This window comes from Candidatus Enterococcus moelleringii (assembly GCF_017377575.1).
Lineage (GTDB): Bacteria > Bacillota > Bacilli > Lactobacillales > Enterococcaceae > Enterococcus_A > Enterococcus_A moelleringii.
Genome location: NZ_JAFREM010000008.1, coordinates 67,866 through 81,014 on the forward strand (window position 1 = coordinate 67,866; position 13,149 = coordinate 81,014).

Here is a 13,149-nt window from a genome sequence, read left to right on the forward strand (position 1 = left end):
TATTATGTAAACAGAGGAAGTGATGAGTGTGTGAAAAATTTTATTTGGGATTTTGACGGAACCTTATATGATACGTATCCTGTGATGATGGATGCACTAATGCAAGCATTAAATGATTTTAGGTTTGAAACTGAACGTGAATCAATTTATCGAACAATCAAAATGGAATCGATTCGTCATTTGGTTAAAAAATTAGATTTGCCAGAAGAAGATTTCAATCGTGTGTTTCATCAGTATGAAAATCGTATCTTAACTGATTCATTTCCCTTTGAAGATACGAAAGAAACTTTATGGGAATTGAAAGAAAAGGGTGGTCAACATTTTATTTTGACGCATCGTACAGTTGACTCTACTTGGCAATTTCTGCAGCGAGACGGGGTGCAAGATACCATTACAGCCATTATCGGCAGCGATTCTGGCTACCCCCGTAAACCTGATCCAACTTCTTTGAACGCGTTAATTGATAAATACGATTTGAATAAAGAAGAGACTGTCATGATTGGTGATCGCAAATTAGATATGAAGGCAGGGAGAAACGCCCAAGTAGCTACCTGCTTTTATGATATAGACCACTTTAATCAAAAGGTAAGTGCTGATTGGACAATTCATCATTTAAAAGAAATAACCTCTCTTTTTCCCAGATAGTTTGTGTTATAATTTTTAAGGGGGTGCGAGATGGAAATATTACGCGATAAAGAGATCGTGGAAGCTTTTAACTATGGCTTGCCGCCACGAGATCAAGAGGTAAATCAAAAAATCCAAATCGGTTTCAGTCCGTTAGAATCAACGGATCCAAATTATCCAAAAGAGAATAGCATTATGGGAGTTCGTTTTGAATTTGTCCTGCCATTTGATGCGTTCATCGTTAGCGGAACGGTATCACAGGTTAACCACGTAGTTAATCGTCAAATTAGAAACCAGAGTGATATGAATGAGACGGAGGCCAATGAAATGGTGAAGCCGCTCTTTCGTTTGGTGGAACGTATGATTTACGAGATAACTGAAATTGCCTTGGATCAGCCAGGTATCAAAATTAATTTTGCTTCACCAACTGCTCAATAGAACTTTCCCATAGCGGAAGGTTCTTTTTTTCGAGCTGTTAAGAAAGACAGAAAGCACGATGTAGGTTATAATGATACAGTCACTAAAAATTTCAAGTTTCGCGCACTTATTTTTAGGGTGGGATATTGAAGAATATTCCCCGGGAACCTTTACTTCCTTTGACAGACTTGTCATTCTAAATGTTTTTTTAAGGAGGAATACAATGACAACTCTGCTCACTGTATTAGTGGTTGCGATTTTTGTTGCCATGCTTGTAGGCTTCTACCAAATGCAACGAAAACATGTGAAGTTTTCCACGCGGGTATTTACCGGCTTGGGATTAGGTATTGTTTTCGGTGGTATTTTACAATTGCTTTTGGGAAATGGAAGCCCAGTTATCACGCAAGCGATGGACTGGATCGGAATCGTTGGTAATGGTTATGTATCATTATTACAAATGTTAGTTATGCCATTAGTATTTATTTCAATTGTTGGAGCTTTCACTAAGATGAAATCCAGCAGCAAACTAGGAAAAATCAGTGCAAATGTTTTGTTTGTTTTATTAGCTACTACCGCAATTGCCGCGTTAATCGGGATTGCCGCTGTTCTGATCTTTAACTTAGATGGAGCAACCTTCACTCGAGGTGCTGCTGAATCAGCTCGGATCAGTGAATTAGCTGAAAGACAAGAAACCGTTCAGAACTTCTCAATTCCACAGCAAATTTTAGCATTTATTCCAACTAACGTGTTTGCTGACTTTGCTGGAACAAGACCAACAAGTACTATTGGTGTCGTTATCTTTGCAGCATTCGTCGGTGTCGCTTATCTTGGTGTTAAAAGAAAAGCACCAAAAGAAGCCGAATTTTTTGCTAATTTAATTGACAGCTTATACAAAATCATCATGCGTATTGTGACGCTGGTTCTGCGCTTAACTCCGTACGGGGTTCTGGCATTAATGACCAATGTACTAGCAACAAGTGATTTTGAAGCGATTGTCAATTTAGGCGTATTCATTGTTGCCTCATACGCAGCGCTGATTGCTGTTTTATTGGTTCACTCGTTGCTGTTGATTTTAGTTAAAGTCAGCCCAGTGAACTTTTTCAAAAAAGCTTTCCCAGCCTTAAGTTTTGCATTTACTTCTCGTTCAAGTGCTGGTACTTTGCCAATGAACATTGAGACGCAAACAAAAGCTTTAGGTGTTGATGAAGCAACTGCCAACTTTGCCGGAAGCTTTGGTATTTCAATTGGTCAAAACGGTTGTGCAGGTGTTTACCCAGCCATGCTTGCAACGATTGTTGCGCCGACTGTTGGTATCAATGTGTTTGATTTACAATTTATCATTATGTTGGTAGCTATCGTAACAATTAGTTCATTTGGTGTGGCTGGTGTCGGCGGCGGTGCAACCTTTGCATCATTGATCGTACTAGGTGCCATGAACTTGCCGGTAGCAATCGTTGGTTTGGTTATTTCAGTTGAACCATTGATTGATATGGCTCGTACTGCTGTCAACGTAAGCGGCAGTATGGTTGCAGGTGTTGTAACCAGTGAACGAATCCATGAATTGGATCGAGAAGTTTTACAGGATAAAAATGCATCAATCGAAACGAATTAATTAATCAAAGAATCTGAAGGCTTGGCTAGCGCGACCAAGTCTTTTTTGGTACACTTTTTTAGAGGTGAATGGAATGTTTAATAATCAAGTAAAAGTAATTTTATACGCACAAGATGTAAAAAAAGCCAGTGAATTTTGGCAAACGCTAGGTTTTGTTCTAATAAGTTTAGATGAGATTGATGGATCATTGGTTGCAGAAGTAGCAATGACTGAGACCAGTGATACTCATTTAGTCATTTATGATCGGCAATTTGTCGAAAATAATTCGGGTGAAGCTGTCGAACCTTCTCCAGCTTTAATATTCAGCAGTGATGATGTAGTCGCTCTGTATAAAGAACTAAAAGATAAGGGAATTCAAGTCGGGGAGATCGCCCAAATCGGGGAAGAATTTGTTTTCAATTTTGTTGATGCAGATGGTAATTACTTTGTAGTGTCTGGACAATAGAAGTTCTCTTTTCAGGAAGGGAGTAAGAAAATGGAGCAAGTATTTGTTATCGGGGATGTTCATGGGGAATTGGACCTGTTCAAAAAGATGTTGGAATATTTTGATCCGCAAACCCAGCAGCTGATCTTAATCGGAGATCTTAACGATCGCGGACCTAAGAGTAAAGACTGCTGGCTACTCGGTAAGCAGTTAGTTGAAGAGCAGCAGGCCATTTATCTGCGTGGAAACCATGAAGAGTACTTTTTACAGTTTTTGAAAAAGCCTGAGGATTGGTTTGAAAGCTACAAATATAATGGTGGAAAAGAAACCATTGAAAGCTTGCTGCATCCAGGGGCTTGTGAGGAATATTCACCAACTGAAATTGCAATGTTCATTCTGGGACGCTACAAAGAATTGGTGGAGTTTCTGATCGAACGTCCTTTTTATTACGAATGGCAGCACTATGTATTCGTTCATGCTGGTGTGGACTTAAATAAAGCCGATTGGCGTAAAACGGATCTACACGATTTTTTGTGGATTCGCGAACCTTTCCACACTGGAAAAAACGAGACTGGCAAGGTAATCGTTTTTGGTCACACGATCACGCCGATGCTCTATGGTGATATGGAAACAACTGCTCTATGGCAAATGGATAACAAGATAGGCATTGATGGCGGTGCGGTGTTCGGCGGTTCGCTGCATGGCGTACTTTTTGATAAGCAAGGTATCGTGGAGGATCACGAACTCCCTAATACGAAGGGGCCGTGGCAGCCAACATTTTAAGAGAGCTATAAATCTGGCAGGTGATGCCAGATTTTTTTTGCGAAAAACCTAGTGATTCCTCATTTTTTGTGGCATAGTTAATTGTTGAACATGGACTGGAGGTAGAACATGGAGAAAAATCTGCAAGGACATTTAGCGGCGATTGTTACGGTAATTATTTGGGCTTCAACCTTTATTTCTACAAAAGTGCTGCTAAACGCTTTTTTACCAATTGAGATTTTATTTATTCGTTTTCTTTTAGGGTTAGTTGTGCTTTTGGTAGTTTCGCCTAAACTGCTTCCGTTTTCCAGCTGGAAAGAAGAAGGTTATTTTGCTTTAGCAGGAATATTTGGTGTTTTTCTTTATTATTATTTAGAGAATGTGGCCTTAACGTATACTTTAGCAATGAATGTTGGCATTATTGGTTCAATTAGTCCTTTTGTGACTGCTTTACTTAGTCGCTTTGTTTTGAAGGAAGGTAAGATATACCCTCTGTTTGTATTAGGGTTTGTTTGTTCGATTATCGGAATTTGCTTCATTAGTCTAACGGGAACCTTGAACGTGAATCCAATTGGTGATGGGTTGGCTTTCTTCGCTACCTTCTTTTGGGCCGGCTATTCTCTATTTGTAAAAAAGATCGGCCAATTTGGATACTCCACCATCGCGGTTACTCAACGGATTTTTATTTATGGGCTAATTTTTATGGCACCAGTTTTCTTCTATTCGATTGACGGATTTGATATGGCTCGTTTGTTTGATTTTAAGAATTTAGCCAACTTATTGTTTTTAGGTATTGGCGCTTCTGCCTTGTGTTTTGTAACTTGGAATTTCTCGGTGAGACAGTTAGGTGCAGTCAGAGCAGCGATCTATATTTATTCGATTCCGATGCTGACAACGCTGGCTTCCGTTGTTTTACTGGGAGAACAGCTAACAGTTAAAACCTGTATCGGGATTGTATTGACTTTATTCGGCTTGTTTTTGTCGGAATGGCAAAATATCGTTGTGCAGCGAAGAATCAACCCACATTAGAAATTACGGTTCAACAAATGTAGTGGTTGTGTTAAAATAGACAAGATTTTGAAGAAACGAGGAATGATCATGAGTATCAATCAAGAAATCGTCCAATTATTAAACAAAGAACTGATTGGCTATCGGCCGCAACAGACGCAAATTGTCTTAGAGTTATTAGATGAAGGAAATACGGTTCCTTTTATTGCCCGCTATCGTAAAGAACGCACCGGCAGTTTAGATGAAGTTCAAATTCGTGAAATCGAAGAACGTTACCATTATCTTGAAGGGCTGGAAAAACGTAAACAAGAGGTTCTTCGTCTGATTGAAGAACAAGGCAAATTGACTGAAGAATTGGCCCAAGAAATTCAAGCAGCTGTCAAGATGCAAAAAGTTGAGGATTTATACCGCCCGTATAAACAAAAGCGTCGGACTAAAGCGACAATTGCCAAAGAAAATGGGTTAGAACCTTTGGCTGAATACTTATTGAGTTTTCCGGTCAGCGGTGATGTTTACGCTGAAGCGGCGAATTATATAAATGAAGAAGTTCCAAGTGCTGAAGCAGCCTTACAAGGCGCCCACGAAATTGTAGCGGAACAAGTCAGCGATCATCCTGATTTCCGTACATGGATTCGTGATTACACGAAAAATTATGGTTTGTATCAAAGCAAAGTCAAAGATGCTGAAAAAGACGAAAAAGAAGTCTATGGCATGTATTATGATTTTGTTGAGCCGATTAAAAAAATGGTTTCCCACCGCGTATTGGCTTCCAATCGTGGGGAAAAAGAAGAAGTATTAAAAGTTGAAATCATAGTGGATGAAGAAAAAATCTTTTCCTATTTAGAAAGAAAGCTGATCTCAAACAATCAATCTGTGACAGCTGATTTTATTCGTGAAGCATACAAGGACAGCTACAAGCGATTCATTGGTCCAGCAATTGAACGGGAGATTCGTAATGAACTAACCGAGCAAGCAGACGAACAGGCAATTGCGATTTTTGGCGAAAATTTACGAAACCTATTATTGCAGCCGCCTTTGAAGGGGAAAGTTGTCTTAGGCTTTGACCCAGCTTATCGAACGGGTTGTAAGCTGGCAGTTGTTGACGCAACTGGAAAAGTTTTAGCGATTGAGGTCATCTATCCACATAAACCTGCTTCACAAGCTAAACGTCAAGCCGCTGGACCAGCCTTGCGAGCATTAATTGAAAAGTTTGATGTGGAAATGGTTGCTATCGGAAATGGAACAGCCAGCCGTGAATCAGAATTATTTGTAGCTGAACAAATAAAACAAGTGAATAAGGAAGTCTTTTATGTAATTGTTAATGAAGCTGGAGCATCAGTTTATTCAGCTAGTACGATTGCCCGTAAAGAGTTTCCTGATTTACAAGTAGAAGAGCGTAGTGCGGTCAGCATTGCTCGTCGTTTGCAGGACCCGTTAGCTGAGCTGGTAAAAATTGACCCTAAAGCAGTAGGTGTTGGACAATATCAGCACGATGTTTCCCAAAAACGTTTATCAGAACAGTTGGATTTTGTGGTAGAAACCGCAGTTAACCAAGTGGGTGTTGATGTGAATACCGCCAGTCCTCAATTACTGCAATATGTTTCTGGTTTAAACAAAACAACGGCTCAAAATATTGTTACTTATCGGGATGAGAACGGTGGATTTACTTCACGTCCACAACTGAAGAAAGTACCACGCTTAGGACCTAAAGCTTACGAACAAGCGATTGGTTTCTTGCGAATTCCGGATGGAAAAAATGTCTTAGACAATACCTCTATTCACCCAGAAAGTTATAATAGTGCCAAAGAGATTTTGAATCAGGCAAATGTATCTTTGAAAGAATTAGGAACAGAAGCAGCAACTGAACAACTAAAAGGTCTAACAGTAAACCAACTAAGCCAAACGTTGGAAATCGGTAAAGAAACAATCAAAGATGTTCTGCAAGCTTTGTTGCAGCCCGGTCGCGACATGCGGGATGAAATGACCGCGCCGTTACTACGCCAAGACGTATTAAGTATGGAAGACTTGAAACCGGGTATGGAATTGCAAGGAACGGTTCGCAACGTGATCGATTTTGGGGCTTTCGTGGATATCGGAGTAAAACAAGATGGATTAGTTCATATATCTAAATTGAGTAATAAATTTGTGAAGCATCCTACTGATGTAGTTTCAGTTGGGGATGTGGTGACCGTTTGGGTTGAAGCCATTGATGTGAAGAAGGACCGGATCAGCTTAACTATGATTCCGATGACAGTAAATGACTAAAGAGGAATTACAGCAATTGGTTGAAAAGATATCGTTGGAATCTTTTCAACAACCTTTTGTCCATCAAGCCAGTTTTAATCGCAGGTTGAAGACCACCGGCGGTCGTTACCATTTGAATAACCATAATCTCGACTTCAATCCCTTACTTTTTGAACGTTATGGGATCGAAGAACTGATTAAAGTGATTAAACATGAGCTATGTCATTATCATCTGCATCTAGCAGGTAAAGGATATCAGCATAAGGATCGAGAATTTAAAGAATTGCTTCAACAAACTGGCGGATCACGATATGCTCCGCGGCTAGCCGCATCAACGATTCAACACTATCGTTGTCAAAACTGCGGAAAAAAGATTCAACGGCGCAGAAAGATTGATACGGAGCGTTATGTCTGTGGTAATTGTCATGGTAAACTACTATTTGTAAGGACAGAGAAAGCTTCTTCTTAAGCTGTTAATTGAGCTTTTCCTTTCCGTAAGAGAAGAAAAAATTGCTATTTTAGCGTTTTTATACGATAATGTGAATCGAACAAAACGTACCAAAGAAGAGGATAGAGGGATAAGATGAATAACAAGGATACGCTTTATCATTTTGTTGGAATCAAGGGCTCAGGAATGAGTTCACTGGCATTGGTTTTATTTGAAAAAGGCTACCAAGTGCAAGGATCAGATGTTGAGAAGTATTTCTTTACCCAACGTGATTTGGAAAAAGCTGGAATCAAGATTCTGCCTTTCGATGAAGAAAATATTCAACCAGGAATGAAAGTTATTGCAGGAAATGCTTTTCCGGACACCCATGAAGAAGTCGTTCGTGCGAAAGAATTAGGTCTAGAAATCATTCGTTACCATGATTTTATTGGACAGTTCATTCAACCATATACCAGCATTGCGGTTACCGGTTCACATGGTAAGACCAGCACGACTGGGTTATTGTCTCATGTGCTTAGCGGAATCGCACCAACTAGCTATTTAATTGGTGATGGTACCGGACATGGCGTTCCTGATGCGAAGTTCTTTTCATTTGAAGCGTGCGAATATCAGCGTCATTTTCTAGCGTATTCTCCTGATTATGCCATCATGACCAATATTGACTTTGATCATCCTGATTACTTCAAGAGTATTGACGATGTATTTGAAGCTTTCCAAACATTGACATCACAAGTGAAAAAAGGGATTTTTGCCTATGGTGATGACGATTATTTACGTAAATTAGAGTCAGATGTGCCAATTTATTTCTACGGCTTGTCGGATAATGATGATATTCAAGCTCGCAATATCGTTCGAACAACTAAAGGCTCAGCTTTTGATGTGTATCACAAAGACTGCTTTATCGGCCGTTTCTCTGTGCCATCATTTGGCAAACACAATATTTTAAATGCACTATCTGTCATAGCAGTTGCTTACTTTGAAGGTTTAGACATGGAAAAGGTAAAGGAAGAAATGATGACCTTCTCTGGAGTAAAACGTCGTTTCAGCGAAAAGAAGGTTGCTGATATGATTATTGTTGATGATTATGCTCACCATCCAGCTGAAATTACAGCAACGATTGATGCTGCTCGTCAAAAATATCCAGAAAAAGAATTAATTGCGGTTTTCCAACCACATACTTTCAGTCGCACAATTGCGTTAATTGATGAATTTGCCGAAGCTTTAGACAAAGCGGATCATGTCTATCTATTAGATATCTTTTCTTCTGCTCGCGAAACCAGTGGAGAAGTGAAGATTGAAGATCTAGGCAACAAAGTTCAAAAAGGTGGTTTGGTCATGCAAGAAGACAATATGTCTCCATTACTAGACTACGAAAACGGTGTGGTCATCTTTATGGGTGCCGGCGACGTACAACGCTTTGAACGCGCTTATGAAAACCTATTAAGCAATACAACTAGAAACGTACTATAAATTTATAAAATACTAATTGGAAGGACTGATTTAATCGCGGATTAGATCAGTCCTTTCTGTTTTTGAAAAAACATTTGAGAAATTGCCTATTTCTTACATTTATCTTGTAAGGAAATGAACCAGCTTGTGTTTTTACGGCATTCTGATAAAATATGAATAAGATTAACCAACGGAGGGAAAAGATTTGTATAATATGAAGGCGAGAAAAATTGGAAAGACGATTGATGAAATCGAAGAGGGGGACTCGTTATCCTTAACTGAATCAATCGAAGACAATCAGCTGCTCTTATATTTGGGATTAACCAATGATGCAAATCCACTATATATTCAACACGATTTTGTCAAAGACACAGAATATGAACGTCCAGTTGTACCGTCAATTATGCTGATGGGTATTATTACTAGTGCAATTTCGAAGCACTTGCCGGGCCCGGGCTCACATGTTGTGAACTTTTCAATCAATTTTATTGATCCAGTCTATCATTATGAAACCTTAACCTTTGAATTCGAAGTGATTAAAGTGGATAAAATGAAAGACGTCGTTACTATTTCAGTAGAAGCGGCGAATAGTGACGAAAAAAGAATTTTAGATGCGGTTGTTATGGTAAAACCGCCAACGTTTAAACTAGAGGAGGAAACAAATGAATAATCAACAAGCAATTACCGGATTAAATCGATTTTACGGAAAGATTTATGGGTATTTAGCCCTAGGAATCGGGATTAGTGCGATTATCTCATACCTAGCGTTAGGACCGATGGCCTATCAAGTTGGTCAATTTATTGATGGATTTCCGCTAGGCTTTTTCGGCTTATGGATCGTAGAAATTATCTTGGTCATCATGTTAGGTGCTAAGGCGCAGACAAATCCTAGTCTTGCAATTGGCGGGTTTATCGCTTATTCAATGCTGAATGGGTTGACCTTAGCGGTTACTCTGGCGATGTATGAAATTGGGACAGTAACGCAAGCTTTCGTTACAGCTTCTGTAACGTTTGTAGCGATGTCGTTAGTTGGTACATTTACTAAACGTGATTTGTCAGGTATTGGTCGAGCAGCCTTAAGTTGCTTAATCGGGATTATCATTGCAATGCTACTAAATATTTTCATTTTGCACAGTGGTGTAGTGGATCTATTTATTTCTATTTTGATGGTGGTGATTATGTCAGCAATTACTGCATATGACAATCAAATGATCCGTCGAATTTATCAACAGACAAATGGTCAAGCAGGTTCAGGAGTTGCAGTATTTATGGCCTTGCAACTGTATCTTGATTTCATCAACTTGTTTATCTCATTCTTACGTATCTTCGGCAACAATAACTAAAAGGCGAGCAATCGCCTTTTTTTGATGGTTAAGCTTCTCAAATCAGCCTTATACTCGCGTGCTGGCTTGAGAAGTCTTTTTTGTGACTTGGATGCTTTCCAATTTAGGCTATACTTTGTTAAAATAAAGCGTAAAGGAGTCGAGGAAATGGCTAAAAATAAAATATTACTAGTAGATGGAAACAGTGTCGCCTTCCGTGCATTTTTTGCTTTACATAATTCACTGGAACGGTTTAAAAATAAGAATGGACTGCACACGAATGCAATCTATGCTTTTAACAACATGTTTGAGAATGTAATGGATCGGGAAAAACCGACCCACGTTTTGGTAGCTTTTGATGCAGGAAAAACGACATTTCGAACGGAAATGTATGGGGACTACAAAGGTGGACGCTCGAAAACCCCCGGTGAGTTTCGTGAACAGATGCCTTATATTCGCGAACTACTGCAAGGCTTAGGTGTCAAACATTATGAGTTGGCTAACTATGAAGCAGATGATATTATCGGTACCTTGGCTAAGCAAGCGTCAGAGGCGGACTTTGATGTAGTTGTACTTTCTGGAGACCGAGACTTAACTCAATTAGCCAGCGATAAAGTTACCGTAGATATCACAGTGAAGGGCGTTAGTGATATTGAGTCTTACACACCTGAACATGTAGCTGAAAAATATGATGGCTTAACACCTAATCAGATCATCGATATGAAGGGTCTGGCGGGAGATGCATCAGATAATTATCCCGGTGTAACTAAAATCGGTGAAAAAACGGCCATTAAACTGCTGAAAGAATATGGCAGTGTTGAAGGTGTCTATGAGCATGTCGATGAAATGAAACAAAGCAAGATGAAGGAAAACTTGATCAACGATAAAGAGCAAGCCTTCTTGTCTAAAGAATTGGCAACCATCGTGACAGATGCTCCCGTTACGATTTCGTTGGAAGAGCTGGCGTATTTTGGCAAGGACATGGACAAGTTAGTTTCCTTCTATAAAGAAATGGACTTTAAACAGTTCTTAAGCAAGTTGAATGTAGAAGAAGAACAGGTAGAGATGGAAGATATCATTTATCAAGTAGTAAATGAATATGATTCATCAATGTTTTCGCCAGATTCAGCGCTATATGTTGAAATGTTAGAAGATAACTATCACACTGCCGATATCGTTGGTGTTGCTTGGGGGACTAAAAAGAAAGTCTATGTAACAGATGATTTAGCTATTTTTGATAATCCTGATTTCAAAGCTTGGCTGGAAACTTCCGACGGTAAAAAAGTATATGATGCTAAACGGACTTATGTTGCTTTGAATCGATATATCACAAAAACAGAAGGCATCAATTTTGACGTTTTATTGGCAGCTTACTTATTAGATACGAATGACAATAGTAACGACATCGCAGGAGTAGCGCAGCATTATGGCTACACTGAGATTCAATCAGATGAGCAGGTTTATGGGAAAGGCGCCAAAAAAGGATTGCCTGAGGACGAAGAAGTCTTCTACAATCATTTAGCTCGCAAAGTTAATGCCATTCAGTTTTTAAGTGATCACTTAGAAAAAGGTTTGGAAGAAAAGAAACAGGATGAATTGTTCTACAAAATGGAATTGCCATTGTCGCGTATTTTGGCGGAAATGGAAATCATGGGGATTACCGTGGATGCGCAACGTCTGCAAAATATGCGGGGCGAGTTTTCAGCCCGCCTGCAAGATATCGAACAAAGAATCTATGAAGAAGCTGGGGAAGAGTTCAACATCAACTCACCAAAACAACTAGGCGTTATCTTGTTTGAAAAAATGGAGCTGCCGGTTATTAAGAAAACTAAAACCGGTTATTCTACAGCAGTGGATGTTTTAGAACAGCTGCAAGAACAGGCGCCGATTGTGGCTGATATTTTGAATTATCGCCAAATTGCGAAGATTCAATCGACGTATGTTGAAGGTTTGTTGAAAGTAATTCAGTCTGACAACAAGGTGCATACGCGTTACTTGCAGACTTTGACGCAAACTGGGCGTTTAAGCTCGGTTGACCCCAATCTGCAAAATATTCCGATTCGTCTAGAAGAAGGTCGCAAGATTCGGGAAGCCTTTGTACCTAGTAAGAAAGATTGGTTGATTTATTCTTCCGATTATTCACAAATTGAATTGCGGGTATTGGCGCATATTTCTGAGGACAAGCATTTAATCGAAGCCTTTAAAGAAGGTATGGATATTCATTCCAGTACAGCCATGCGGATTTTTGGGGTAGAGAAGGATCAAGTAACACCAAATATGCGCCGGGATGCCAAAGCAGTGAACTTTGGAATTGTTTACGGGATATCTGATTACGGTCTGTCTCAAAACTTAGGCATTTCTCGTAAAGCTGCGCAAGAATATATTGATACGTACTTTGAGAATTATCCTGATGTGAAACGTTATATGGAAGAAAGTGTTCGTGAAGCTAAAGATTTAGGTTATTCAGCTACGCTTTACAATCGTCGCAGATATCTGCCGGATATTAATTCACGGAATTTCAATGTTCGTTCATTTGCGGAACGAACAGCTATCAATACCCCTATTCAAGGAAGTGCCGCTGATATTTTGAAGCTGGCAATGATAGAGTTGGAAAAACGCTTGAAATCTGAAAAACTTCAAGCTAATATGCTTTTACAAGTGCACGATGAGTTGGTGTTTGAAGTGCCTGAAACAGAGTTAGAAACTTTGGATCAGCTGGTAAAGGAAGTAATGGAGAACACGGTTCAATTGGATGTGCCGTTGATTACTGACAGCAGCTGGGGAAAAACTTGGTATGAAGCAAAATAACTAGAAGCTGGAAAATATTTTCCAGCTTTTC

General features: G+C 39.5%; 12 protein-coding genes. All 12 read left to right on the plus strand.

Annotated elements, in window-relative coordinates:
- Positions 1 to 30 precede the first annotated feature (30 nt).
- Entirely contained in the window at positions 31 to 645 is a 615-nt protein-coding gene (locus tag JZO70_RS04895) for an HAD-IA family hydrolase (protein ID WP_207672427.1), read from the plus strand.
- Between the two features lie 30 nt (positions 646 to 675).
- Positions 676 to 1,062 (plus strand): DUF1149 family protein, encoded by a 387-nt coding sequence (locus tag JZO70_RS04900; RefSeq protein ID WP_207672428.1) that lies wholly within the window; start codon positions 676 to 678, stop codon positions 1,060 to 1,062.
- Positions 1,063 to 1,264: 202 nt separating this feature from the next.
- Positions 1,265 to 2,653, plus strand: a complete 1,389-nt coding sequence (locus JZO70_RS04905) for an L-cystine transporter (RefSeq protein ID WP_207672429.1) — start codon at positions 1,265 to 1,267, stop codon at positions 2,651 to 2,653.
- Between the two features lie 73 nt (positions 2,654 to 2,726).
- Positions 2,727 to 3,098 carry a VOC family protein gene (locus JZO70_RS04910; protein ID WP_207672430.1) on the plus strand — a complete coding sequence of 124 codons (372 nt, stop codon included), beginning with the start codon at positions 2,727 to 2,729 and terminating at the stop codon, positions 3,096 to 3,098.
- Positions 3,099 to 3,128: 30 nt separating this feature from the next.
- Entirely contained in the window at positions 3,129 to 3,860 is a 732-nt protein-coding gene (locus JZO70_RS04915) for a metallophosphoesterase (RefSeq protein WP_207672431.1), read from the plus strand.
- A 108-nt stretch (positions 3,861 to 3,968) separates the two neighbouring features.
- Positions 3,969 to 4,868: a DMT family transporter gene (locus tag JZO70_RS04920; RefSeq protein ID WP_207672432.1), complete on the plus strand. Its 900-nt coding sequence runs from the start codon at positions 3,969 to 3,971 to the stop codon at positions 4,866 to 4,868.
- A gap of 63 nt (positions 4,869 to 4,931) precedes the next feature.
- Entirely contained in the window at positions 4,932 to 7,112 is a 2,181-nt protein-coding gene (locus JZO70_RS04925; protein ID WP_207672433.1) for a Tex family protein, read from the plus strand.
- Positions 7,105 to 7,560: a SprT family protein gene (locus JZO70_RS04930; RefSeq protein ID WP_207672434.1), complete on the plus strand. Its 456-nt coding sequence runs from the start codon at positions 7,105 to 7,107 to the stop codon at positions 7,558 to 7,560. Before JZO70_RS04925 ends, JZO70_RS04930 begins: the two co-directional genes overlap by 8 nt.
- 114 nt (positions 7,561 to 7,674) lie before the next feature.
- Entirely contained in the window at positions 7,675 to 9,009 is a 1,335-nt protein-coding gene (gene murC, locus JZO70_RS04935; RefSeq protein WP_207672435.1) for a UDP-N-acetylmuramate--L-alanine ligase, read from the plus strand.
- Between the two features lie 193 nt (positions 9,010 to 9,202).
- On the plus strand, positions 9,203 to 9,658 hold the full coding sequence (locus tag JZO70_RS04940; RefSeq protein WP_207672541.1) for a MaoC family dehydratase: 456 nt from the start codon (positions 9,203 to 9,205) through the stop codon (positions 9,656 to 9,658).
- Positions 9,651 to 10,331, plus strand: coding sequence for a Bax inhibitor-1/YccA family protein (locus JZO70_RS04945; RefSeq protein WP_207672436.1), 681 nt, complete (start codon positions 9,651 to 9,653; stop codon positions 10,329 to 10,331). The genes JZO70_RS04940 and JZO70_RS04945 overlap by 8 nt, the downstream gene beginning before the upstream one ends.
- A gap of 147 nt (positions 10,332 to 10,478) precedes the next feature.
- Positions 10,479 to 13,118 (plus strand): DNA polymerase I, encoded by a 2,640-nt coding sequence (gene polA, locus JZO70_RS04950; RefSeq protein WP_207672437.1) that lies wholly within the window; start codon positions 10,479 to 10,481, stop codon positions 13,116 to 13,118.
- Positions 13,119 to 13,149 lie beyond the last annotated feature (31 nt).